This window comes from Glaciimonas sp. GNP009 (genome assembly GCF_054343755.1).
On sequence record NZ_JBTGUV010000004.1, the window covers coordinates 2,302,260 to 2,327,539 of the forward strand.

The window sequence follows — 25,280 nt, forward strand, 5'->3', positions numbered from 1 at the left end:
CGGCGGTCTTCAGAAGATAAATTAAAAGATAAAAAAACAGAAGGAGATCGCGACATGCAAGCAGGTATTTTTGTTAAAGATAAAGTAGTACTGGTAACAGGCGCAGGCGGCGGCATTGGTCGCGACTTTGCATTGGCACTGGGCCGTGAAGGTGCGAAGGTCGTCGTGAATGACCTCGGTGCAACCGTTAAAGGCGAGGGCCGTGACTTGTCACGTGCAATATCGGTAGTCGACGAGATTGTTGCCGCTGGCGGCGAGGCCATTGCCAACGGTGACAGCGTTGCCGATTGGGACGGTGCGAATGCCATGGTGCAGCAGGCGGTGGATACCTACGGCAAGATTGACTGCGTCATCAATAACGCTGGTATTTTGCGTGATAAGTTTTTCTTCAACATGAGCAAGGAAGAATGGCTCGCGGTCATTGACGTTCATCTAAATGGACCATTTTTTGTATCGCGCGCCGCGGCACCGTATTTCAAAAGCCAGCAGTCGGGTTCTTATATTCATATGGTGTCAACCTCGGGCCTGATCGGCAATCTTGGCCAAGCAAATTATTCTGCAGCCAAGCTAGGTCTGGCTGCACTGTCTAAATCGATAGCCATGGATATGGCAAGGTTTAATGTGCGCTCCAATTGCATTGCTCCCTTCGCGTGGAGCCGCATGATCGATGGAATGCCAACTGAGACAGAGGAACAGAAGGCACGCGTAGCGCGGTTGCAGCGCATGGATACCGCAAAGATTGCACCACTGGCTGTCTATCTGGCCAGCGATGATGCCGTCGATGTGTCGGGTCAGGTGTTTGCGGTGCGTGCGAACGAGATATTTCTCATGAGCCAAAGTCGTCCGTTGCGATCCATGCACACCGAAGAAGGCTGGACGCCACAGACGCTCGCCGACCGCGTGATCCCGGCAATGCGTCCAAGCTTTTATAAGCTGGACCGTTCGCAAGATGTGTTCGATTGGGACCCGGTCTGAAAGTGAGTTGTCATGGCGATCAACGTTGATTTCGTAAAAAATTGGTCCTCGCCAGTGGTGCGGCAGACTTACTCGGAAAAGGACGCCATCCTGTATGCGTTGGCATTAGGGTATGGCAGCCAGCCGAATAGTCCTGACGAGCTACGGTTTGTATATGAAAAAGGGATGCAGGCGGTTCCTACTTTGGCAACGACGTTGTGTTATCCAGGCTTTTGGATCACCGATCCCCGCACCGGTATCGATGCCTCAAAAGCGGTGCATGGCGAACACAAAGTCATTTTTCATGCGCCGCTTCCTGCAAAAGGAAACGTCCGTGGCCAAAGCCGCGTCGTTGATTTGATTGATAAGGGGCCGGAAAAAGGTGCCTTACTTATCTTTGAGCGTGATATTTATAACGATGATACCGGTGTTCTTTTAGCGTCTATTGAGCATCGGACGGTGTGTCGGGCGGATGGTGGATTTTCGACAAATTCAGCCAATTTGCACAGTCCCGTAGCATCTGCGCCTTCGCCATTGTCGAAGTCACCTGCCACCGCTCCATGGCTGCAACGTGACGCCGATTATTCCGTCGACATTGCCTCATTACCACAGGCTTCATTGATTTATAGGCTTAGTGCAGACCCGAATCCGCTACATGCTGACCCGCAAGCTGCACGCGCAGCCGGGTTCTCGCGTCCCATAATGCATGGGCTTTGCACGTATGGAATCGTAGCCAGAGCGATCATGGCCGTCTGTTGCGAAAACAATGCGGATGCCTTAAAGACACTCGGAATTCGGTTTCTGGCACCGGTTTTTCCCGGAGAAACAATTCGTACTGAAATATGGAAAGACAGTGACGTTTTGCATTATCGCTGTCTTCTACCTGATCGCAATACAATCGTGATCGCTACAGGCACGGCTGACATAGCTTGAGCGAGCCAGCGTAGACTAACGAAGCAGAATGAATGCGGATTTGTCCCGGACCGGTTTGATTCGTTGATCTGGCCTCAGGCAGCAGCCTGATGCCAGATATCGGTCAGATCGCCCCATCCAGCTTTAAGTCCTCGCATTCCTGCTCTGTCAATCCAAGTACGTCACGAAGAACTTCAGCGTTGTGCTCACCGAGCTTGGGCGGATCGCGGCGATACGTCGGCGGCGTGCGTGACATCCGGATAGGGCTCGCTATCGCACGCACCTGACGGCCATCCGTCGTGCTAAGGTCGCGCACCATCTCGCGGGCGATGACCTGTGGATTAGCAAAAACCTGTTTTAAATTATTGATCGGACTTGCCGGAACACCGGCTGCATCCAGCAAGGCCTGGCATTCTGCCATTGTGCGTTTGGCCATTGCTGCGGAAACCAGTCCGGATAGGATATTTGCGTTGCGCATACGCAATTCGTTTCTGCAGAAACGGGGATCTTCGGCCACACCCGGCATTTCCATTGCCTTACAAAAGTTTCGAAACTGCCCATCGTTTCCTACAATTAGCATCAGGTCCCCATCACTGCAGGCGAAGCTATCACTCGGGTACACCGATGCCAGTCGATTGCCGGCACGTTGTGGCACATCGCCAGTGGCCAGGTAGTTCATGCCGAGATTAGACAGCGCCGAAACCTGTACATCGAGTAGTGACATGTCGATGTATTGACCCAGGCCAGAACTATGGCGCTCGTTCAGGGCCGCCAAAATGGCGACAGAAGAATACAAGGCGGTCATCAGGTCTGAGACCGCCACACCAGCCTTACGCGGGCCAGCGCCCGGCGTGCCGTCCGGATTGCCGGTCAGGCTCATCAATCCGCCCATGGCCTGCACGATGGTGTCATATCCGGGCCGCGCACTATACGGGCCGGTCTGACCGAAGCCAGTGATGGAGCAGTAGATAAGTTTGGGATTAATCTTTGACAGAGCGGCATATCCTAAGCCGTAACGCTCCAGCGTGCCAACCTTATAATTTTCAATGAGTACATCACTTTCGGCTGCAAGGCGTGCAATCAGCTTACGGCCGCTTTGCGTGGCGAGATTGATGCCGATGGAGCGTTTGCCGCGATTGCAGGACCAGAAATAAGCCGATTCATCGAGTGGTGTCTGCGGCGCACCTGCCACAAAAGGAGGTGCCCATTGGCGCGAGTCGTCGCCGCTGTCAGGACGCTCGACCTTGATCACATCCGCGCCGAGGTCGGCCAGCACCTGCGCCGACAACGGTCCTGCCAAAACCCGTGACAGATCCAGGACGCGCACGCCATCAAGCGCGCCTTTAGCACCGGTGGAGGAATTTTCAGCTTGCTTCATGCTTGCCTTTGCTCGAAGAACTTATAGATGGACCAATTGCCGTCGCAGACCAAAGGCTTAAAAAGGGTTGGGTACTTGATGCAGGCGACCATTAAGCTCGTTGACAATGCATCAGCAGTCGTCGTTTAGCTGCTTATTTAGCGACCTGATGATGGCTTTTTCCACACTGGTTTGCGTTTCTCTACAAATGCAGACAGGCCTTCTTTCGCATCGTCGGTGCCAAAGACGGTACAGGCGAGATTCACCGCTGCCGCCACGCCTTGTCGGTAATCGCCATCAATGGCGCGGGTGAACGCGGTTTTCCCGAGCTTCATCAGCTCTGGTGATTTGTCCGCCAACACCTTTGCCAGCTTGCGTGCTTCGTTTAGCAAATCAGCGGCCGGAGCAATGCGGCTAACCAAGCCCAGTTGTAAGGCTTCCTGTGCATCAAACGATCTACCGGTGAACAGCAGATCGAATGCACGATAGCGTCCCACCAGCCGGTGCAAATGGGTGTAGTGGACAGCGGGTAGCAACCCGATATCCAATTCCGGATAGCCAAAGGTGGCAGTATCCGCTGCAACAATCATGTCGCAGGTGATCGCCACGGACATGCCACCGCCGCGCGTCGTACCCGCAATCGCCGCAATCGATGGCTTGCCCAGATTGAACTGTACATCGCACAACTCGACGTAAAGCTTTTGCACCGCTTCATGAAATTGCGTCGGAGAACTTCTCAGGAAATCACCCAAATCCTGACCAGCGCAAAACCGTCCGGGTATGGCACTACCAATGATGACAGCCCGCACTTCGCTGTCTTGTCCCGCCTGCCTGAGCATTGCCAGAAAACTGTCCATCAATTCCCGCGTAATGGCATTGACCGGCGGATTATTGAACAGAATCTCGGCAATGTTATCCCGAACCTCGTATTGAATGACTGACATGGCTGATTTCCTTTACGTGCGAGAACCGGGATTCAGGTGGAATCGTCTAGTAGCTCTGTGCCGTGATGCGAAATGATAAGTTTAGCGTGACCATGCAACAAGTCAAATAATGCGAAGCATTATTAAACTTAACTAATGAGTCGGGGGAGTCTTTTAGCTCTAAAACGGTGTCTCCGGCTTGCTGATGATGCGCTCTCAAACGCCGATATTGAAAACATAAAAACTGAACAATGCTTCAGATTATTTTATTTGTTTTCGTAAAGGGACGGCAGTAATATTTTGGCACAGGACTCACTGCATCCCAATCGCACTGCGGAATTGGTCCAGAAAACTATAAAAATGAGAAAGGAGACGCTATGTTATGTTCCGCTCGGCTCGCCCGGCATCTTGTGATTCCAGCCCTTTTAGCAAGCGCTTCCGTGAGGCATTCGTCTGCCGTTGCTGCCACTGCGTTTGCCGCGTACCGCAGCTGATATGGAATTATCGCAACTTTTTAATGTGGTTCAGTTGGGTAATGCGCTCGCGCTGTCATCATTGTTGACGATCCTGGCCAGCGGCCTCGCATTGATCTTCGGTTTGCGTGACGTGATGAATTTCGCCCACGGTGCGCTGTACATGCTTGGTGCTTACCTCGGCTACACATTCTCGGGCTTGTTCGGTTTTTGGGTTGCACTCTTGATTGTTCCGATTCTACTGGCGCTGGTGGGACTAGCATTTGAGTATGGTGTCATGCGCGCATTTAAAAATCGTTCGCAGATGGAGGTGGCGCTAGTCACTTTTGGTCTGGCCCTGATCCTGGTCAAGCTGGTGACGCGCATCTGGGGTACTTCACCACTGTCGGTACAAGCACCACTATCACTGTCGAAGGCCATCGACCTTTTCGGTCATCCTTATCCGGCTTATAGAATATTCCTGATTGTGGTGGGATTTGGTACGTGTCTGGCACTGGCTATTTGGCTTAAGTGGACCCGCTCGGGCATGCATGTGCGTGCCGTCAGTCAGCAACCACTGGTTGCTCGCATGATGGGCGTCAATACTGATCGTCTTGGACTCGTTGTGGTATGCCTCGGTACCGGCTTTGCCGGACTGGCTGGCGTGCTGGCCGGACCTTATCTTTCGGTCGATCCCAGTATGGGTGCGAACGTGCTGATCAGTTGTCTGATTATCGTCGTTATCGGCGGGCTAGGCAGTATTGGTGGTGCAATCGCTGCGGCTGTGGTGTATGGATTTATCCAGGTCATCGGCGCGGTCATCTCACCGACACTGGCTGTGCTAGCGCCTTACCTACTGCTATTTTTTGTGTTGCTATGCCGCCCGCAGGGGTTTGGACGAGGAAGGGTCGCATGACGCGCTCAACACCAACATTGGGCGTCGAGGTTAAATTGCCAGCGATCGCCCCGCGCAATACGCTATCCGGATCGCTGAAGGCGGCTTTGATCGTGACGGCACTTGTCATCCTGGGCTTGTTCATTCCCTCGCTCGTCAGCAGCAGCTTTCATCTGGGGCTGATGATCAATACAATCGTGTTGGGAGTTGCCGCGATATCGATTGGATTTCTGGCCCATCAATGCGGGCTCATCATGTTTGGCGCTGCGGGTTTCACCGGCGGCGCTACGTACTTGTTCGGCATTGCAGTGACACAGTTCGGATGGAACGTCACGGCGGCCGCAGTATTTTGTCTGCTTGCAGCTACGCTATTGAGTGTGCTGATCGGTGCATTAGTGGTGCGTGCCCGACCGTTGCCTTTTGCGATGCTGACGCTAGCGCTGGCGCAAATGCTGCGCTCTCTTGTCATGCTGACCGATTTCAGATCCGTCACGGGTGGTGACGATGGACTCACGATGCAATGGGACGGATTGTTCTTTGGCCTGAATCAGGCGCAGCTTTCCCGACCGAGCACTTTCTGGCCGGTGGCATGGCTCGCCTTGTGCGGCGTCATGTTGCTGGCATGGGTGGTCGGTCGCTCGCGCACCGGACAAATCTTGCGCGCAACCCGCGCTAACGAAGAGCGCATGCGGTTTTCTGGCTTCAACACTTACTTGCCACGTGTATTCGCCTTCGCTCTGGCTGGCTTTATTGCTTCCGTTTCTGGTTTGCTGATGGCCTTGAATATGGCTTTTGCATCGCCCGAGCTGCTTGACTTTGCAACCGGTAGCAATACGCTGGTTGCCATGCTTGTCGGTGGCTCAGCCACCGTTGGTGGTCCGGTGTTGGGCGCATTACTCTTTGTAGTTGGACAGGATCGCTTTGGCGCGAGCGGTAACCTTGAGTTACTGACCGGTATAAGCGTAGTGCTGGTTATCGCTGCTTTCCCCGAGGGGATGATGGGATTTATTCGCCGCGGCTTACGTCGCATTACAGGACGCCATCATGTTGCGCATTGAAGATCTCAGCGTTTCTTATGGCAGTGTCAAGGCGCTCGAAGGTATCAACCTCGACATCGCCCAGCGTGGCGTGCTACATGGAATAATCGGCCCCAACGGTGCTGGCAAATCCACGCTGATGGACGCCATCACTGGCCGCTGCAAGTTGACGCGCGGACGCGTATTTGTTGACGGGCAGGATATCACTGACCGCTCCGTCATCTGGCGTCGTCGTCTTGGTATGTCACGCTCATTTCAGCGCACCAGCATCTTTCCCGGCATCAGCGTAGGTGAGCAACTGGAACTGGTAAGCAAGCAACTCGGTGAGACCGACTTGCGCGGCATCGTTGACACGCTTCAGTTGGGCGCAGTCTACGACCAGATCGCTGACAGCATTGCCTACGGCGACCAACGTCGGGTGGATATCGCGCTAGCCCTAATTGGCAAGCCAAGTCTGATGTTGCTCGACGAACCCGCCGCTGGTCTGTCAACTGCCGAGACCATCATATTATTCGAACATCTGGTCAAGATAGTACGGGAGCGAAATGTCACGGCCGTAGTGGTCGAGCACGACGTGGATGCCGTATTCCGCTTTTGCGATTCCATCACCGCGATTGACCTCGGCAGATTGCTGGCGACCGGCTCACCTGCCGAAGTGCGTGCCGATCCACGTGTCATCACCGCCTACCTTGGAACCGAAGCATGAAATCAAATCCGATGATCAGCACGGCTTTCAGGCCGATCCGGCCAGTCCACCGGAGCCTGGCATGAGCTTTATCCGGGTTAGGGGCCTCCGCGCAGGCTACGGCAAATCAGTCGTGCTGCGGGATATTGATCTCGATATTGACGAGGGCGAGGCAGTGGCCGTAGTGGGGAAAAACGGTGCAGGCAAGTCGACCTTACTCATGTCATTTTTTGGCGCTACTACGATCAGTGGCGGCTCCATTGAGGTCGGCGGAAGTCTGCTCAACAAGCTCCCGGCATACGCAGCGGCCAAGCAGGGCGTCACGATTTCACCGCAAGGTCGCATGATCCTCCCGCATCTGACAGTAGGTGAAAATTTATTGCTTGGCGCAGCCTGCGGGCGCAAGGGACATTGGACTGTTGAGACGGTCAACCGCCTGTTTCCAATATTGCAGGAGCGACGCGACAAGATGGGCAACGCGCTTAGCGGCGGCCAGCAACAGATGTTAGCGGTGGGCCGTGCCCTGCTGGGCAACCCGCGCGTGTTGTTGCTGGATGAACCTTCTGAAGGTTTATCGCCAGTGCTGGTGGACGATCTGGCACGGGTATTCAACCAGATTTGCGCCGCTGGGACTGGCATCCTGATGGTTGAGCAACACCTGAATCTGGTACGGCGGATTAGCCAGCGCTTCGTGGTGATGGCTAAGGGCGAAATCATTGATCGTGGTCAGACCGACAATATTGACTCGGCGCAGCACAGCGCTGCGCTGGCTTTTTAACTAAAAAAAATGGGGACAACGATGATAAAAAAGCTGTTGGCAATAGTGGTTGCCACGACGGTGATGCAAGGCAGCGTGTTAGCGCAGGAGACCATCAAGGTCGGATTGGTCAATATCGACTCCGGCCCATTCACCGTTTTGGCACCGTTCGTGCAGGATGGTGCCACGTTTGCCATTGAAACGCTGAATGCGCAGGGCGGCGTACTCGGTCGCAAATACGCGTTGATCACCCAGAATCACGTCGGTACACCTGCCGCAGCGATTGCTGCCGTCAATCGGCTGGTAGAGCAGCAAGGCGTTACGTTTATAGCAGGTTTGAGCAGTTCCAGCACGTCGCTCGGTCTGGCGCCCAAGTTGGCATCCATGAATGCCCTATTTCTGGATACAACCGCTGCCGCGGATGACCTGACAGGAAAAAATTGCCAGCCTAATTATTTTCGCATTGGCGTCAGTGACGGTTACTACATCAAAGGCTTCCGCACCTTGCTCAAGGAGAGCGGCACTAAATCGTGGGATTTGCTCATGGGCGATTACGCGCTCGGTCACGACTATGCCAAACGGTTTTCGGCATTGGTGCAGGAAAAAGGCGGTTCGGTTCAAAAAACACTATTCCCGTCCATGACAGCGCCCGACGTGGGCAGTTATATCTCCCAATTACTGGTCAAGCCGGCCGATGGCCTGATGGTGGTCTATCCGGGAACCGGCGGCATTACGCTGGCCAAGCAACAACAACCGTTCGGCCTGTTTTCCAAGTACAAGTCTGTGCTATCGGTGTATTCCACCAACGACACAATCATCAGCGCCCAAGGCGATACAACGGCTGGCATGGTGTCCACGCAAAGCTATTACTGGTCCATGCCAGGCAGTCGGAATGCGGCTTTCGTCAAGGCGTTCGAGGCACGTTTCAAGCGCAAACCGACCTATCTTGATGCGGACGCTTACATGTCATTTGAAGTCCTGAACGCCGCTATTGCCAAGGCAAAGTCAACCGATTTGGTGGCGGTTCGCACGGCGCTGGCTGGCTTGAAAATGATGTCCATCGTGGGTGATGTCGAAATGCGTGCCGCCGATCATCAACTGTTGCGTCCGCTGGTAGTGGTGCAGGCAGTAAAAGCAGGTGAGGGCAAGGGCGACTTCGTCCTGAAGTCAGTCGAGCCGGTAGCGCAAGCAGCACCCGAGGCAAGCAGCGAATGCAAGATGTAGGAATGCAAAATGACGCACGTGGCCGCAACGCGACCACGCTGTATTTTCTACTTAACAAGGAGACGCAAACATGATAAGAAAAATGTTGGTAATTGCAGCGACAGCAATGGTGATGGTGCAGGGCAGCGCCTTTGCGCAAGAGACAATCAAACTTGGCCTGATTAATTTTGACGCCGGACCATTCGCGGTGTTTGCGCCGTTCGTCAAGGATGGCGCGACGCTTGCGGTGGAAACGCTCAATGCGCAGGGCGGTGCACTTGGACGCAAATATGAACTGGTCACCCAGTATCATTCAGGCGCACCGGCTACCGCAATTGCGGCCGCCACGCGCCTCGCCGAGCAGCAGGGTGTGTCTTTTATCGCTGGGCTGAGTAGTTCAAGCACGTCACTTGCGCTGTCTCCAAAGTTATCGGCCATGAACGTGCTGTTCCTTGACTCCACTGCCGCATCGGATGATCTGACCGGCAAGAATTGTCAGAAAAATTATTTCCGCGTCGGGCTCAATGACACCACCTTCATCAACGGCGTGCGCGCCCTGTTAAAAGATAGCGGAACAAAATCCTGGGATCTTTTCATGGGCGACTACGCACTAGGCCATGATTACGCCAAACGCTTTACCGCGCTGGTGCAAGAAAACGGCGGTACTGTCCAGAAAACCCTGTTTGTTTCCCCATCCGTGGCCGACGTTGGCAGCTACATCTCTCAACTACTTGTTAAGCCTGCCGATGGCTTGATGGTGCTGGCACCGGGCACGGCTGGCATAGTTCTGGCAAAGCAGCAGCAACCATTCGGTTTATTTGCTAAGTACAAATCGGTATTTTCGGTATTTTCCACCAATGAAACCATCATCGCCGCGCAAGGGGATGCCACTGCCGGCATGTTGACGCCGCAAAGCTACTTCTGGTCCATGCCGGGAGCACGCAATGCTGCCTTCGTGAAGGCCTTCGAAGCCCGTTTCAATCGTAAACCGACCTTTGTTGATGCCGATACCTACCTTTCTTTCGAACTGTTAAACCAAGCCATACTCAAGGCAAAGTCCACCGACGTCGCCGCCGTGAGGACAGCACTGGCTGGCCTAAAAGCCGCCACTATCGCGGGCGATGTCGAGATGCGGGCAGCGGATCACCAGCTTCTGCGTTCTCTCGTCATCACGCAGGCCATCAAGGTGGGCGACGGCAAGGGCGACTTGACGCTCAAATCGGTGGAATCAATGGCAAAGATCAGTCCCGAACTGAATACCGAATGCAAGATGTAAATTTTCAGGCGGTTGTTTCACTCCGCTGCCCTGAGTTTCAAATGATTACCCTCTCACCTGGTAACTAAAAATGGCCAATTTTTCATCAACTACAGCTTCCATCCTGCCCCGCCCTCGCTTCATCGAGACCATGGCAGAAAAGCGCTTGTTCATCGACGGTCGCTGGGTGGCCGCACAATCAGGGCAGACCTTTCCCACTACCGACCCCGCCACTGGCGAGCTGTTGGCAAATATTGCAGATGGTGGCGCAGCCGATATTGAGGCTGCGGTGATCGCAGCGCGGCAGGCTTTTGAAGGGGCATGGGGTAAAACCAAACCGATCGAACGACAACGATTGCTGTTGCGTCTGGCGGATCTGGTGGAACGTGAATACGCGCAATTTGCGCTACTCGACACCTTGGAAATGGGCATGCCGATTACGCGTAGCACTGCGGGTCAGCAGCGCGTGCTAGGCATGATTCGCTTTTACGCCGGACTTGCCACGGCCATTCATGGTCAGACTATCCAAAATTCGATACCCGGCGCAGTCCTGTCGTACACCGTCAAAGAACCGGTGGGCGTTGTGGGTGCCATCATTCCTTGGAATGGCCCCTTAAGTCAGGCCATCTGGAAGGTCGCGCCGGCGCTGGCAACTGGCTGCACCGTGGTTCTCAAGCCAGCGGAGCAGGCTTGCTTGTCTTCCCTGTTGCTGGCAGAGCTGATCGCGGAGGCTGGATTCCCACCGGGCGCATTTAATGTTGTCACCGGCGCTGGTGAAGCGGGTGCGGCGTTGGCTGCCCATCCCGGCGTCGACAAAGTTGCTTTCACCGGTTCGACCGAAACCGGACAGGCGATCGTGCGGGCATCGGCAGGGAACCTTAAACGCTTATCGCTCGAACTTGGCGGTAAGTCGCCCAACATTGTGTTCGCCGATGCCGATCTTGATGCCGCAGTTATCGGTGCGGCGAATGCGGTTTTCACCAACTGTGGTCAGATTTGCGTCGCTGGCACCCGCTTGTTTGTAGAGCGAAAAATTTACGATGAGTTTATCCATCGGGTCGCGGATATCGGTCGCAAGATGGTCGTCGGAATGCCGCAGGATCGCGCGACCGAAATGGGACCGCTGGCATCGACCCAGCAGCTGGAGCGGGTAATGCGTTACATCGACAGTGGTATTGCAGCGGGCGCCAACCCGATTGTCGGCGGTGCGCGCGCACTGGATGGCGCATTGTCCAACGGTTGCTTCGTGCAGCCGACTGTGTTTGCTAACGCCAAAGACGATATGCAAATCGTTCGCGAGGAAATCTTCGGGCCTGTTGTCAGCGCCATGCCTTTTGACGATATCGAAGAAGTAATCCGGCGTTCAAATAACACACCGTATGGTCTTGGTGCTGGTGTATGGACCCGCGATCTCAGCAAGGCCCATCGGATGGCGGCAGCGCTGCAAGCTGGCACAGTCTGGGTGAATTGCTATCTGCAACTGGATGCCGCGATTCCTTTTGGCGGTTACAAGATGAGTGGCTACGGACGTGAATCAGGCACTGAGCATCTCGACTACTACCTGAGCACCAAGTCGGTAGTGATCAGAACGGACTGAGCCTCTCCATGCAGACCTTGCGTGTTGGTGGAAAAAATGATTCAACGATCAGATCAATCTGCTCGTTGAATCGATTGACGATAAGCGTAAAAATAAAACGAAACCCGTGAAATGACCGATAACAACGCAGAATCAGGTGATGCCATGAATAGCTACCAAATCGTTGAATGGGGCAAACCGCTCCAGTTGCGCCTGCGCGAAAAGCCAGAGCCGCAAGGGGAAGAAGTCCTGGTAAAGATAGCGGCAGCGGGCGTTTGCCATAGTGACTTGCATATACGCGACGGGTTTTTTGACCTCGGAGGAGGGCGACGCCTGACCGCCGAGCAGTTCGGCTCAAAATTGCCATTGACGCTAGGGCACGAAATGGCCGGTACGGTCGCGGCACTCGGCCCCCAAGCGGTAGGCCCGGAAGTCGGAACGCCAGTCGTGGTCTATCCGTGGATAGGCTGCGGGGTTTGCACCGCTTGCCTTGAAGAACGCGATACCGATTGCGAGGCGCAACGCAGTCTGGGAACGCGCCGCGACGGCGGTTTTGCCGAGTACGTCATCGTACCGAAGGGCAGATATGTCGTGCCAACCGGCAATGTCGATCTCAAACTGGCATCCACCTTCGCCTGCTCGGGCCTGACCGCATACGGCGCTCTCAAAAAAATGCCGCACATGTCAGCCAATGATCGCCTGTTGATCATCGGTGCGGGTGGCTTGGGATTGGCATCGATTGCGATTGCGCCTTTAGTGACGGACGCCGTGCTGGTCGTCGCCGATCTTGATCCAATCAAGCTGGCGGCGGCAACGCAACAAGGCGCGCAGCTTGTATTTGATACCCGGACACCCGAGGCCGCCGCCGCCCTCAAACTGGCAGCCGGAGGACCGATTCGCGGGATCATCGATTTTGTCGGATCAAGGGAAACCGCGGAGCTGGCAATGGCCGTCGCAGTCAAAGGCACGGTGATTGTTATTGTCGGGATGATGGGCGGCAGTCTTGAGATTCCGCTGGCGCTGCTGTCCCCGCGCAACCTTACCATCCGTGGTTCTCACGTCGGGACGCTGGACGAATTGAAAGCGCTGCTGCAATTTGCGCAAGAAGGTCGATTGCCCGCGATACCAGTAACAACGCGACCCATGAGCGAGATCAACGAGATTTTAGATGATCTGGAGGCGCGTCGTTTTGTTGGGCGTGTGGTGACGGTGCCTTGAAGGGGGTTGTTGCGCCGGGTGCATACACAAATGCAGCGCGTCGCAAGAAGCGCTGTTATGGTTTGTTTCGCCACTTAGCCAGGCGGGCGTTGCATTCGAATTGAGGCAGCCGTGCGCCCGAGGCCAGCATCGCGTCTAAGCCATTTGCAGCCTGTCTGGCGGATATGATTAGATGTTCTACAAGACGGTCAAGTAGCCAGAGCGCGCCATATACCTGCAAACCGTCTTGCTGAGCTTGTCGTCGCAATTGCCCATCGCCAGTCAGCAAGGGGCGACCTGTGTCTTTCGCCAGAAGGTAACACGACACGTCAGCCAGTGAACTGTTGTTTTGTTCGATGTTGAGCTCAGACAAACGTGAGATGAGCGCACTGTCCAGCACTTCTATTTGAAGGCCTTGCTCAATTACGCTTCATGATCAAAGTCGTTCAACTCAAAAAGTACAAAATCTGTGCAGCAGAGCGTGAAAGGCAATCGAAATAACACGCTCAGAAGCCCTGCATGTCTAAAATCTATCCAAATATTTGTATCGCTAATATAAATTCGCTTCATTCTCGCCTCAGCGGGTCGGACAAACTGGTGTCAAAAGTGCCGACTGGTTGTTGGAGAAATTCTGCAGCGCGCGAGAGGGTGAAAATATCTTCGGCAAGCCCCCAAAAAACGAGCGATTCAAATCGTCTTGGACGCTCTGATAGGAACACACCAGGTTCATTCTTGCGCCAGCCATTCACGCTGAATTGAATGTTGATAGATTTGTACCCAGGCTCGCTGAGCAAACTGAGGTCCTTCAAACGGCGCAAAACGACTTGCATGGAAACGCCATATAACTGTTTGGCATTCAACAATTCGCGTGGATGAACCCGAGAGCGCTGATGGTGACCGAAATCAGTCTTGACGCGTTCTGCCGGATAGAGGAACGCTCCGGCAAATCGATGACAGCAAAGTTCTTTTATTTTTTCGGGCATTGAGGCTGGAAGTGCCATCACCCAGTGGCCGAGTTCGTGCGCTGCAGTAAAACGCATGCGTTCACCCGGACGGCTAGCATTAAGTGCCACCAGCACATGTTCCTCATCTTTGGTAGCCGCGCAGGCGCCATCAAAATCATCACAACCGCTTAAAAGCGCTACCTTGATGCCATGCTCTTCGAGCAGTTCGGTGAGATTGGCGATGGCGTCGCCACCTATCTTCCATTGGTCTCTTAGAGTTGATGCTGCATTTTCTGCGTCCTCAACTGAGATAACGGAGATAGATCGAGGAGCCATGACCGGGACGCTATTATCGGCGGCGTCAAAACATTTTTCGAGTTCGATATAACGTTCAAGATGTCCGCGGATTTGCTCTTCCACTTGCTCCTGACGATATCGCGGCATTTTTGCCAATTTTCGAAATTCCAGCGGAGCGAGAGAAACAGAATCTTTGCGGAAAAAATATTCCGGTTTTACCTCTAACGCTTTGGCCAATTGAATCAGGCGAGTTGAGTTCGGGGTAACTTTCCCCTGTTCGTACTTGCTCAGCCCTTGTTTGGTCACGTCGCCCAATTTTTGGGCTAAGCCATCAAGGCTCAGACCCCGTAAAATTCTGGCGCGTCGAATGCGATCGGCAATCATTGTTATCTCCTATGGTTGACAAAATATATTTTTCTTCTTAATTTGTCAACCACAGTCAGTATAAATCGACTTTGCTGGCCTGCATGAATCCACAATGCGGCAATCAACTTTCACAAAATTTGGCGTGATGCTCTATACTCCTTTAGTCCCTTAGAAAAAGGGGAACTGGTTTGACGACCTGACAACACAGAAGCACACAAACGGCGCAATGCCGGTTTTTTTTCGTGTGTACGTATCGTGCCTCTTTGGGCGGTGGTGGTGGGGAAGCCTTCGGGCTTGCCGGTTTTCTTTTGTGTACCGGTTCGTCAACCCTGTTATTTACCGCCCACCCGTTTGACGACGGGAGGTGATTAACTACACACAAAGAAAACATAATGCCTAACATTACGTCTTACCCTTTCTGTTCACCCGTTATTAGACGAATTCCTAAACAGCCGCCAGACCTATCCGATATAGTCTGTCACGCCGTTGGGGAGATGTCATCATGACCGACGCATCCAAACCGACCCAGTCAACAGCACCCGAGCCACTCCATCAAGCATTTTCATGGTTGCCGCTGCATCACAGAGCCGATCCGCACGCGCAATTTATTGCGATGACCAAGGACGTCTGCCAAGGGCTCCAGACTTGCATTGATCTGGCGCATTTCAGCACGATGGATCGCGGCAGCGATACAACGCCGATGTTGGATGTTACTGATACGGATCGTTTGCTGCGGCTGGCTTCCACCTCTTTACGGATGTTGGCGGATGCTGCGTCAAGCCGGATTGATGGGTTGGATAATCTAAATCGGCATGGTGTGCTGAGGACGGAAAAATAATTGAAAAAGCCAACCGAACCGGTTGGCTTTTTCAATATAAACACTTACAAAATCCAGTCAAAAATTCACTAATAATCCTGGCGAATAATGGTTGACCAATACTTAGAACGAATGGCTGACGCCCGAATAGAAGGCGTTCTGATTGACGCCAACAGCGCTAGTACCTGTCTCTACAGCAAAGCTGGTGAGTGCGCTGTTGCGTACAGTACCGATACTTGCATACAGCAGAGTGCGTTTGGACAAGCTGTAGTTTGTGCCCAGCGTGAACAGGTTGGCACTGCCGCTATTTTGGTTCAGCTTGACGTGATACGCGCCAGCGATCAGGGTCAGGGCAGGTGACAACTGGTAGTTAGCGCCTAGCCAAATCTGGTTCGCCTTGTCAGGATTGCCCGTGCTGCCGGTCATGCCGGGCGCGGATAGATTTTGATAACCGGCAAATAACTTCAGTCGGTCGATTGTGATCGTACCGCCTAGTGTCAACTCTTTTGAGAATTGAAACAGGGAAGAGTATTGGCCATTCGCGTCATTGGCGTAGTCATACATCGCGCGCAATTCATAGCTTGGCTGAATGAAAGCCAGTGAAAGACCGCCAGTGCTACCTTTTTTGGTCGAGCCAGCCACTTCACCCATGCCATACACGCCTTGGGCCGTGAAGCCGCCAATGGTTGGAGAGATGTAGTCGATTTCGTTGTTGTAGGTTGGCCAGTTACGTCCTTTTACCAGCGTTGCCGTGCCCATTGCTTGTTGTCCACCGGAATCCAGCGTCCAGACCACATCGCTAGGAAGTGTCAGGTCACGACCAATTTTCAGAGTACCAAGGCTGCCGCTCAAACCGACTAACGAACGACGTGTCCACAGACCCGATCCACCGTTGACCGTGCCAGTGCTGCCGTCAAAGCCGTTTTCCAATTGGAACAGCGCTTTCAAACCGCCGCCCAGATCTTCGTTGCCTTGAAAGCCGAACATGCTGGTTCCCCAGACATTGCCATCAACACCCCATTTGCCGCCAACGATGGGTTTGTTGTTGGCATTGACGCTGCCGGTAAGCTGGTTACTTTGATAATTAATGCCGTCAACGACACGGCCGTAAATCGTGACGTTGGTTTGCGCTTGCGCGTTGCCAATGCAAGCACAAGCGAGTAGGCCAGCGACAACGATTGGTTTTGCCAGCAGCATTTTGAAAATTGTTTTCATTTCATCTCCTAGGTACAACACATGGTGTTAAACACCGATTCCGAGCTTTAAGTAACTCGATTTTTATTGTCAATTAAATAAAATATTTCTCACCTACAAGGCTTCGTCTCATAGGAGAGTGATCAACGAACAATTAATAAAGACAGTTGATTTATTAATTAAATGCGAATATATTACGAATCAGAAATGCGGTAAAGGACTTATCGATAAAACATAAAATATTTTTTAGATAACGTTGTTTGACGTTGCTTTCTATCTAATTGTTTAGAACCGGAGGAGACATAAATGAAACTTAAAAATCGCGTTGCCCTAGCTGTTTTGACCATGGTCGCAGGACTGGCCGCTGCCGCTGATCAACCGATCATCGGGCTGATCACCAAAACTGATACCAATCCGTATTTCGTAAAAATGAAGGAAGGCGCACAAGAAGCCGCTAAAGCCAAAGGCGCTAAGTTGCTGACAGCCGCTGGCAAGTCCGACGGCGATAATGCTGGTCAGATCGCGGCGATTGAAAACATGATTGCGGCGGGTGCAAAAGTTATTCTGATCACGCCAAGCGACGCCAAGGCGATCGTTCCTGCGTTAAAAAAGGCGCGTGACCAAGGCGTGATGGTGATTACCTTAGATAGTCCGACTGACCCGCAAAATGCGGCGGACGCGCTGTTTGCGACGGATAACTTCAAGGCTGGCGTTCTGGTTGGTCAATATGCCAAAGCAGCCTTTGGTGACAAACCGGCCAAGATCGCCACGCTGGATTTATTTCCTGGTCATCCGGTCGGCATCCAGCGTCATGATGGGTTCCTGCAAGGCTTTGGCATCAAAAAAGGTGATGCAAGCATCGTTTGTATGCAGGATAGTTTTGGCGATCAGGCTAAAGGTCAGACTGCGATGGAAAACTGCCTGCAAAAGAATCCCGAGATCAACCTTGTCTACACCATTAATGAGCCTGCCGCAGCTGGCGCTTACAAGGCTTTAAAAGCCGCAGGTAAAGAAAAAAGCGTGATGATCGTCTCTGTCGACGGTGGTTGCGACGGTGTGCGCAATGTCAAGGGCGGGGTAATTGCGGCGACTTCCCAGCAGTATCCGCTACGGATGGCGTCCCTCGGCGTTGACGCGGGTGTCGACTACATTAAAACCGGCAAGAAGGTCAGCGGTTACGTTGATACCGGCGTCATGCTGATTACCGATAAAAAGCAAAAAAATATCGACAGCAAAGATAGTGCATTTGGCCTGAACGCTTGTTGGGGCATGAAGTAATGTGAACCGGGGCTGGCGAGTAAACGATCGATTTGAGAGTCAGCTTATTTGAACGCTGCGTATTTAGAAGCCGACCCAACAGATGATTGCAAGGTCGCTTTTAAAGCTAATCGCCGCCAGCCCATTTCCTGAACCAATAAGGATACCAATTTATGAAGCGTTACTTAGATCATTTGCCTCCGCTGTCTTCGCTGGGGCCGTGTATTGCGCTATTAGTCGCATGTCTGTTTTTTTCAACGCAATCCGACCGCTTTTTGAGTGGACAAAATTTTTCTCTGATTCTGCAACAAGTGATGGTGGTTGGTGTGATTGCCATAGGCCAGACGCTAATTATTTTGACGGCCGGTATTGATTTGTCTTGCGGCATGGCAATGGCGTTAGGTTCGGTTGTGATGACCAAATTCGCTACCGAACACGGCGTGCATCCGTATCTTGCCGTGATATGCGGGTTAATGGCCTGCACGTTGGTTGGCTACCTGAATGGCGCGTTAGTGACCAAGGTCAAATTACCTGCATTTATTGTCACACTCGGCACGATGAATATTGTCTTTGCGATTACGCAGGTGTATTCCGGGGCGCAAACAGTGACCAATCTGCCAGACGCATTACTATTCTTTGGCAATACCTTTCATATCGGCCAGACCAATATTACCTACGGCACGGTGCTGATGTTGGGGCTGTATCTGCTGACGTGGTTTTATCTGCGTGATACTGCGCCAGGACGGCATATTTATGCCGTCGGCAATAACCGTGAAGCGGCACGGCTGACCGGTATTGCGACCGATCGCGTATTACTCAATGTGTATATGCTGGCCGGTTTGTTATACGGCATTGCCGCACTTCTTTCTGTCGCCCGTATGGGCGTGGGCGATCCGCAAGCGGGCCAGACCGATAATCTGGATAGCATCACAGCGGTGGTGCTGGGTGGTACTAGTCTGTTCGGTGGACGCGGCATGATTGGCGGTACGCTGATCGGCGTCATGATTGTGGGCGTATTCCGCAACGGCTTGACCCTGATGGGCGTGCCATCCGTGTTTCAGGTGATGGTAACCGGTATTCTGGTCATTCTGGCAGTTGCTACCGACCAATTCACGCACAAGAAAGGTTGAAAATGACGACGAATAATTCAGCCATCATTTTTCAGGCACGTGGCATTACCAAACGGTACGGGCATGTGACTGCGCTTGATGGCGTCGATTTTGATCTGCGTGCCGGTGAAATTCTGGCCGTGATTGGTGATAACGGTGCTGGCAAATCCAGTCTGATTAAAGCTTTATCGGGCGCTCTCGTTCCCGATTCCGGAGAGATGCTGCTGGACGGTCAACGGGTCCAGTTTCGCTCGCCGATTGATGCGCGTCGCTATGGGATTGAGACGGTTTATCAGGATTTGGCTGTCGCGCCAGCGATGACCATTGCTGAAAATCTGTTTCTTGGGCGTGAGATATTGAAAGCCGGTTTTCTGGGAAAATTTCTGAAGGTGATCGATAAGAAGAAAATGCTGGCAGAAGCAATCAAGCATATGCAGGATCTGAAAATCGGTATCCGTTCCATGAATCAGGCGGTAGAGACCTTATCCGGCGGTCAGCGTCAGGGTGTTGCTGTAGCCCGTAGTACGGCGTTTGCCAAGCACGTCGTGATTCTTGATGAGCCGACGGCGGCGTTGGGCGTCAAAGAGGGCAATATGGTGCTTGAACTGATTCGACGGGTGCGGGATCGGGGCCTTTCGGTGATACTGATCAGTCACAATATGCCGCATGTGTTCGAGATCGCCGACCGCATTCACATTCAGCGGTTAGGCAAGCGCGTGGCAGTAGTCGATCCCAAGCACATCAGCATGTCAGACACGGTTGCCGTAATGACCGGTGCAAAAAATCCTGAAGACCTGCCGAAAGATGCCCATGCTTAAAGGTATCGACGCGCTGTTATCGCCGGAATTGCTGAAAATACTCTGTGAAATGGGGCACGGGGATGAAGTTGCGGTGGTAGATGCCAACTTCACTGCCGAGTCGTTGGGGCGGGGAAAACCGATTGTCAGGTTGCCGGGATGCGATTTGTATCGAACCTGTGCAGCCGTGTTGTCGGTATTTCCGTTAGATGCCGCAGTGACGCAGCCGGTCGCTTACATGCAAGTGTCTGATAGCCCGGCCGGATTCACGTCGACGGTTCAGTTATCGGTGATTGTGTTGTTGGAAGCGGGCGATTTGGCTAGGCCGGAACAATGCGAAGCGATGGAGCGGTTCAGTTTTTATGAGCGGGTTAAGCAAGCTTACGCGATTGTGCAAACGGGTGAGATGCAATCTTACGCCAATTTTATTTTCAAAAAAGGCGTCATTAACTGACAATTAGTAGCGTAACAATTAGCAGCACACTGAAGTTGACACATTGAGAGACGGTAAGATGCACCCCACAAGGGCGATGCTGAAAACTAACCACTTCCATGTCGCGCAAACCTGAATGCCTTGTCACGCAGAAGTGCTCTCTTGCGAGGGAAATGTGTTGTACCGGCACGCGGATGGAAAAGTGTGTAATTATGCCGCTGATGCTCTCCTGCAAGGAGCACAAATTGACGATAATGCGCAAGAAATTCATACTCTTACCTCAGAAAGGAAGCGGTAAAGCGCCGCTTCTATGAACATGAAAAATGAACACACGGAATCATCGGTGAGCCAGCCAGTCGACGACGACAGCGAATGGCTCAGACCGCGTGGTTCAAATCAGATTGGAATGAGTCAGTTTAATGAGCGCGTTGTACTGCAAGCAATACGATTTCACGGCAGTATGCCAAAAGCTGACCTTGCCCGACTCACCAAGCTCAGTACGCAAACGATCTCAATCATCATTAATCGTCTGCTCGAAGAAGGATTGGTGATAAAGCTTGCACCGTTGCGCGGCAAGGTTGGCCAACCATCCGTCCCGATAGCGCTCAATCCGGACGGTGCTTTTTCTATTGGTATCAAGATTGGTCGCCGTAGTCTGGACGTGTTGCTGGTCGACTTTGTCGGAAACGCACGCGAGCGGTCATCGTTGTCGTACGCGTTTCCCGACGCCGATGTGTTGTTTAACGAAATTGAACAGCAACTCAAGAATATGAATGGGCTGCTGGGTCCTAGACGCGCAGGGCGACTCAGCGGTATCGGTATCGCAGCACCGTTGGCGTTGGGTGGGTGGCAAACGCTTCTCGGCATGCCTCCCGAGCAAGCCGAAAAATGGAAGCAGCTTGATATCAGGGAACGCGTGCAAGGAATGACAAACCTGCCGGTCGAGTTCGCCAAAGACACTGCGGCAGCCTGTGTTGCGGAACTGGTCGCTGGGCGTGGCAGAAGTATTAAAAGTTTCTTGTATGTGTTTGTTGATACCTTTATCGGCGGCGGCCTTGTCATCGACAGTCATTTGCGAGGCGGTCTTCATGGGAACGCTGGCGCCCTTGCCTCGATCCCGCTCGGGCTGGCGAAAAGTGACAGCAAAACGGCACCTGATCAACTGTTGAGTGATGCGTCGCTGTTCAAACTGGAACAATTATTTGGCGCCGCGGGGCTGGACCAGGCTGCGTGCTTTGATGCCCGCGCATTGCAAGCGCCTTGGGCCACGCATACGCGCGCCTGGCTCGACGATGCAGCGCGTGCGATTGCACTTGCGATCAACAGCGCAACCTGTTTGCTGGATTTGGACAAAATTATTATCGATGGCTCTTGTGATCGAACACTGCTCGAAAAACTCCTTGAAGAAGTAGAAATTTCGCTCGGCTATTACAATTGGGAAGGGGTTATGCGTCCGGAAATCCTCGCCGGTACTATCGGCTCGGACGCCCGGGCAATAGGTGGCGCGCTGTTACCGCTGTATGCCAACTTTGCCCCGGATCGGGATCTGTTTCTCAAGTTAAGCAATTAACGTTGAAAGCACTTGCTGGATTCGTCATTGTTCGACACTGAAGGTGGTTGCTGGCAACCAAAAGGTAGGTCCCAACACAGTTACGCCACCGGCTAATGCAACGAGTCGGTTTTATCATCAATGAGCGAATAACGAGAATATTATGATAGCGACAATAGGGGAAGCACTGGTGGATTTGATCGAGCAACCGGACGGGCGTTTTCAAGCCTGTCTTGGTGGTTCGGTATGTAATTTCACGGTGGGATTAGCGCGACAAGGCGTCCCCACCGCCTACCTCAACCCGCTGTCACAAGATAAGTTCGGGAAGAAATTTTATTCTCTTCTTACCGACAATGGCGTCCATCTGGGTGCAAACGCAACGAGTTCGTGGCCGACTTCGCTCGCGGTGGTCAGTCTTGATGCGCAAGGTTCGCCGACTTACGCCTTTCACCGTGAAGCGGTGGCGGATAGGGATGTCAGCGCCGAGATGTTGATTTCACGCTTCCCAGAAGGCATGGAATTGCTGCACACGGGCGGACTGGCATTGGTCCCGGATGATCTGGAAAAGATCCTCACTGCGATAGACGAAGCAAAAAATCGTGGTGCCATTGTGTCGATTGATGCCAATTTGCGACCGCTGGCGGTGGCACATCGTGATGACTATATTGAAGGCGTCAAACGCGCTATTGCCCAGTCGCATATCGTCAAAGTCAGTGACGAGGATCTGGAGATTCTTGGTTTTGGCGCGCCGTCCCTTGCCGAACTGGCCAACATTTTATTTCAAGCATCAACGTTGCAACTGATTGCATTGACGCGCGGTGCGCAAGGTGCCGCATTGCTGACGCGTGCTCATCAGGTCGAATTGCCGACTCCAGGAGCGCTAAATGTGGTTGATACGGTCGGGGCGGGCGATTGTTTTCATGCCGGATTGATCGCTTATCTAAGGCGTTCGGACAAGTTGACCTCATCCCGGGAACTGGCCCAAGTTGATCAACATTTTTTGCGCGGTGCACTTCAACACGCGATTGCAGCGGCCAGTATTAACATTACGCGAGTGGGTTGTGATCCTGCGTCTTGGGAAGAGACTGAGCAATTTGTTCCTAGTCTCTGAATTCTGATTGGCATGATTGATCAATCCACCGACCCTATGACCCTGACAGCATACAGTGGAGTCAATGGGACGGGCCTGAACCTCGGATACACATCGGTTTTAGATATTCTAAATTTCCAGAATAATAAACTCTGTTTATGGGTGTCACTGATTCTGATAATGACATACGTTCGGTTGTGTTTTCTTATAACGGAAATACCACGGGCGACACAATTGGAATGGATGACATTTCGTTTGCAAGTAACGCCGTTGCTGAACCAACAAGCCTGGCATTGCTTGGACGAGGTCTTTTCGGTTTTGTAGCATCCCGCCGCAAATCATCGAAAAACAAAAACGCATAGATCTTTTCTGGTGCCGTTCAAACGCCGCCGCGTGCGTCGTTTTTCGTTTACCAGTGCTTTATGTCGTCGAATTGCCCAACGTTGCAACACTGACAAAGCGCCAACCTTAACGGGTTCGCTTTTTTATTTACTATCGCTGACTCGCTGACTTTTTCTCGATCTTGCGTGTTGAGGGACCTGAAAAATCCACCTCGCCATAGCGGACCAGCCATGAGCACAACGCGGCGTTTGAGAGATGGTCCATCAAACCTATTACGAGCACCAAAAATGCTAGAGCGATCTTTCAAACTAAATCGATCCGCACGTCCAATTTATTGAGGTAAGTGTGAAGATGCCTTGGCTTTGCAACGTTGGTGCAATAAACCCAATCGTCAGTGATTCGGTCCAGTCGAGCAATGCTTTACTCTCCACCTTTTTCTACTGGTTTTGCCCGCAATCTGCACACCGACATCCAATACTCCAAGCTCAATCGCACAGTATTTTTGATTGTTCGGACTGGATCCAAATGCCGAATATAGTAAAAGACGGAAAACCTTTCACTTTCGGTGATGGTGGTCCGATAAGAAGGGAGATCAGTTCCACGGGCATCCGTGCCTATCGGCGCTTTGATGGCACCCTTCCAATAAAAATACTCGCGTAGAAGCGCAGACAATGCAGAGGAGGAAGAAGATGAGCCGTTATGGGTCACCCATGCCATGAACTTGCTTTGCTGAAGATTTTCGCTTCGTGGAGCAGGATCAATACGAAACATATGTCTATAAGGGAAAGGTATTACTTCGGCTGCGTGGGCCACTTGTTCAGCAGGGATACATGGACTCCAGCGGGTCGAATCGCGACTTGAACGACTATAAAAATTAAAAAATAAACGACAAGTCGATGTATCGGTCGAATTTTCTGCGCGTCCATGCCATGCTTCAGGTGTAAAAAAGATGACGTCGCCAGCTGCACCGGTCAACTGGGCTTCGCGCTTGTGATCAAGCATGATGTTTGACATGCAAAAAACAGGTGGTGGCGTATTCCGATGAGTGCCAGGAACGAGGCAGGTACTGCCGCTGCGCCAACCAATATCGTCCAACGGCATCGTGATAGACACAGAACCATGCTCGTCTTTGTGATAGCCCATTCTTCCAGTGCCCGGAGGAACTACTTGTAGCCATACGTTGGACAAATAAAAATCCCGGCCAACGACCCGCTCTATGGTTTCATAAACAGCAGGATTTTGTAAAGGCAAAAAAAGATCCGGCTCTATAAAACCAGCGTTATGATAAATCAGCGTAGGGGCGCGATCGTTGGGTAAGGGCGGCGTTGTTCGGGGGAGCATCTTTGTCGATCCAAAACCCTCAGAATGATCAAATCCATTGGGATATGCCGCTCTTAATCTATTGGCCGCAGCCATTACTCGATCTACAACTTCCGGTCCATTCGGTTGAACAAAACGAAAATACCCGTTTGTAAAAAACTGCGCCAGATCGTGCATGCTAAGTTGATTTGGAATGGACATGGGAACCTGACCGAAAGTTTATAATTAAATATCGAATGGTAGAGGATAGCCGTATTTACTACCCTGCAAGGAAAATATTTGAGATGGCGAATACGTGCGCAAAGCTTTCGGAGCAAACGGCTGGGGATAGCCATAATGGGCGATCATCACCGCCTTTTACCCAGCTCAGAGAACGCGGTGAACGCCAAGGGCGCAGAGAGCGTTTACCGCAATAAGCCGCTGGTTTGTCCAGGGAAGCGCTGATTTATTCGTTTAAAGATGGTTGCGGTGATGTGCGCCGTCATTGGCCCGACCGGCTATGATTCTGACGTCATGTCTTATGACGATGTTTGTCGCGACGACTATTTCAAGACGGAAATAA

Annotated in this window: 24 protein-coding genes; 18 read left to right on the top strand and 6 right to left on the bottom strand. The window is 52.5% G+C overall.

Going from position 1 to position 25,280, the window contains the following annotated elements; translation table 11 throughout:
* Positions 1-54: 54 nt before the first annotated feature.
* A complete protein-coding gene (locus ACXX82_RS11065) occupies positions 55-975 on the top strand; it encodes an SDR family NAD(P)-dependent oxidoreductase (RefSeq protein ID WP_322234623.1) in 921 nt (306 codons plus the stop codon).
* 12 nt (positions 976-987) lie between these two features.
* The gene (locus tag ACXX82_RS11070) at positions 988-1,887 is read left to right on the top strand and encodes a MaoC/PaaZ C-terminal domain-containing protein (RefSeq protein ID WP_322234625.1); all 900 of its coding nucleotides are present in this window, start codon (positions 988-990) and stop codon (positions 1,885-1,887) included.
* 103 nt (positions 1,888-1,990) lie between these two features.
* Here ACXX82_RS11070 and ACXX82_RS11075 read toward each other — a convergent pair whose 3' ends face one another.
* Together ACXX82_RS11075 and ACXX82_RS11080 are read right to left on the bottom strand one after the other, a co-directional pair.
* The gene (locus ACXX82_RS11075) at positions 1,991-3,244 is read right to left on the bottom strand and encodes a CaiB/BaiF CoA transferase family protein (RefSeq protein WP_322234627.1); all 1,254 of its coding nucleotides are present in this window, start codon (positions 3,242-3,244) and stop codon (positions 1,991-1,993) included.
* 137 nt (positions 3,245-3,381) lie between these two features.
* Positions 3,382-4,167 carry an enoyl-CoA hydratase/isomerase family protein gene (locus ACXX82_RS11080; protein ID WP_322234629.1) on the bottom strand — a complete coding sequence of 262 codons (786 nt, stop codon included), beginning with the start codon at positions 4,165-4,167 and terminating at the stop codon, positions 3,382-3,384.
* Positions 4,168-4,641: 474 nt separating this feature from the next.
* Here ACXX82_RS11080 and ACXX82_RS11085 point away from each other — a divergent pair, with 474 nt between their 5' ends.
* The 8 genes from ACXX82_RS11085 (at position 4,642) to ACXX82_RS11120 (ending at position 13,224) form a co-directional block, all read left to right on the top strand.
* The gene (locus ACXX82_RS11085) at positions 4,642-5,514 is read left to right on the top strand and encodes a branched-chain amino acid ABC transporter permease (protein WP_322234631.1); all 873 of its coding nucleotides are present in this window, start codon (positions 4,642-4,644) and stop codon (positions 5,512-5,514) included.
* Complete coding sequence (locus ACXX82_RS11090) at positions 5,511-6,551, top strand: branched-chain amino acid ABC transporter permease (protein WP_458562920.1); 1,041 nt, start codon at positions 5,511-5,513, stop codon at positions 6,549-6,551. The genes ACXX82_RS11085 and ACXX82_RS11090 overlap by 4 nt, the downstream gene beginning before the upstream one ends.
* Positions 6,538-7,236, top strand: coding sequence for an ABC transporter ATP-binding protein (locus ACXX82_RS11095; RefSeq protein WP_458562921.1), 699 nt, complete (start codon positions 6,538-6,540; stop codon positions 7,234-7,236). The genes ACXX82_RS11090 and ACXX82_RS11095 overlap by 14 nt, the downstream gene beginning before the upstream one ends.
* On the top strand, positions 7,202-7,993 hold the full coding sequence (locus ACXX82_RS11100) for an ABC transporter ATP-binding protein (protein WP_322234638.1): 792 nt from the start codon (positions 7,202-7,204) through the stop codon (positions 7,991-7,993). Before ACXX82_RS11095 ends, ACXX82_RS11100 begins: the two co-directional genes overlap by 35 nt.
* Positions 7,994-8,014: 21 nt before the next feature.
* Entirely contained in the window at positions 8,015-9,196 is a 1,182-nt protein-coding gene (locus ACXX82_RS11105) for an ABC transporter substrate-binding protein (RefSeq protein WP_323506301.1), read from the top strand.
* Positions 9,197-9,266: 70 nt separating this feature from the next.
* Positions 9,267-10,451 carry an ABC transporter substrate-binding protein gene (locus ACXX82_RS11110; protein ID WP_323506300.1) on the top strand — a complete coding sequence of 395 codons (1,185 nt, stop codon included), beginning with the start codon at positions 9,267-9,269 and terminating at the stop codon, positions 10,449-10,451.
* 70 nt (positions 10,452-10,521) lie between these two features.
* Positions 10,522-12,027, top strand: a complete 1,506-nt coding sequence (locus ACXX82_RS11115) for an aldehyde dehydrogenase family protein (protein ID WP_323506299.1) — start codon at positions 10,522-10,524, stop codon at positions 12,025-12,027.
* Between the two features lie 111 nt (positions 12,028-12,138).
* Complete coding sequence (locus ACXX82_RS11120; protein ID WP_322234646.1) at positions 12,139-13,224, top strand: alcohol dehydrogenase; 1,086 nt, start codon at positions 12,139-12,141, stop codon at positions 13,222-13,224.
* Positions 13,225-13,279: 55 nt separating this feature from the next.
* Here ACXX82_RS11120 and ACXX82_RS11125 read toward each other — a convergent pair whose 3' ends face one another.
* On the bottom strand, positions 13,280-13,627 hold the full coding sequence (locus ACXX82_RS11125) for a PIN domain-containing protein (protein ID WP_503421163.1): 348 nt from the start codon (positions 13,625-13,627) through the stop codon (positions 13,280-13,282).
* A 142-nt stretch (positions 13,628-13,769) separates the two neighbouring features.
* Positions 13,770-14,828, bottom strand: coding sequence for a helix-turn-helix domain-containing protein (locus tag ACXX82_RS11130; protein WP_458562922.1), 1,059 nt, complete (start codon positions 14,826-14,828; stop codon positions 13,770-13,772).
* Between the two features lie 484 nt (positions 14,829-15,312).
* Between ACXX82_RS11130 and ACXX82_RS11135 the strand changes: the two genes are divergently transcribed.
* Positions 15,313-15,648, top strand: coding sequence for a hypothetical protein (locus tag ACXX82_RS11135; RefSeq protein WP_322234650.1), 336 nt, complete (start codon positions 15,313-15,315; stop codon positions 15,646-15,648).
* A 102-nt stretch (positions 15,649-15,750) separates the two neighbouring features.
* On the opposite strand, the gene ACXX82_RS11140 is transcribed toward ACXX82_RS11135, so the two are convergent.
* On the bottom strand, positions 15,751-16,842 hold the full coding sequence (locus ACXX82_RS11140; RefSeq protein WP_323506298.1) for a porin: 1,092 nt from the start codon (positions 16,840-16,842) through the stop codon (positions 15,751-15,753).
* A gap of 285 nt (positions 16,843-17,127) precedes the next feature.
* Between ACXX82_RS11140 and ACXX82_RS11145 the strand changes: the two genes are divergently transcribed.
* The 7 genes from ACXX82_RS11145 to ACXX82_RS11175 all read left to right on the top strand — a co-directional run bounded on the left by ACXX82_RS11145 (position 17,128) and on the right by ACXX82_RS11175 (position 23,418).
* Entirely contained in the window at positions 17,128-18,099 is a 972-nt protein-coding gene (locus ACXX82_RS11145; RefSeq protein ID WP_323506297.1) for a sugar ABC transporter substrate-binding protein, read from the top strand.
* 152 nt (positions 18,100-18,251) lie between these two features.
* A complete protein-coding gene (locus ACXX82_RS11150) occupies positions 18,252-19,208 on the top strand; it encodes an ABC transporter permease (RefSeq protein WP_458562923.1) in 957 nt (318 codons plus the stop codon).
* A 2-nt stretch (positions 19,209-19,210) separates the two neighbouring features.
* On the top strand, positions 19,211-20,005 hold the full coding sequence (locus tag ACXX82_RS11155) for an ATP-binding cassette domain-containing protein (RefSeq protein ID WP_322234656.1): 795 nt from the start codon (positions 19,211-19,213) through the stop codon (positions 20,003-20,005).
* Positions 19,998-20,438 (top strand): RbsD/FucU family protein, encoded by a 441-nt coding sequence (locus ACXX82_RS11160; RefSeq protein WP_323506295.1) that lies wholly within the window; start codon positions 19,998-20,000, stop codon positions 20,436-20,438. Before ACXX82_RS11155 ends, ACXX82_RS11160 begins: the two co-directional genes overlap by 8 nt.
* 295 nt (positions 20,439-20,733) lie before the next feature.
* Complete coding sequence (locus tag ACXX82_RS11165) at positions 20,734-21,987, top strand: ROK family transcriptional regulator (RefSeq protein ID WP_323506325.1); 1,254 nt, start codon at positions 20,734-20,736, stop codon at positions 21,985-21,987.
* Between the two features lie 142 nt (positions 21,988-22,129).
* Positions 22,130-23,077, top strand: coding sequence for a carbohydrate kinase family protein (locus ACXX82_RS11170; protein WP_322234659.1), 948 nt, complete (start codon positions 22,130-22,132; stop codon positions 23,075-23,077).
* Positions 23,078-23,295: 218 nt separating this feature from the next.
* On the top strand, positions 23,296-23,418 hold the full coding sequence (locus ACXX82_RS11175; protein WP_458563983.1) for a PEP-CTERM sorting domain-containing protein: 123 nt from the start codon (positions 23,296-23,298) through the stop codon (positions 23,416-23,418).
* 400 nt (positions 23,419-23,818) lie between these two features.
* On the opposite strand, the gene ACXX82_RS11180 is transcribed toward ACXX82_RS11175, so the two are convergent.
* Positions 23,819-24,895 carry a phytanoyl-CoA dioxygenase family protein gene (locus ACXX82_RS11180; protein ID WP_458562924.1) on the bottom strand — a complete coding sequence of 359 codons (1,077 nt, stop codon included), beginning with the start codon at positions 24,893-24,895 and terminating at the stop codon, positions 23,819-23,821.
* Positions 24,896-25,280 lie beyond the last annotated feature (385 nt).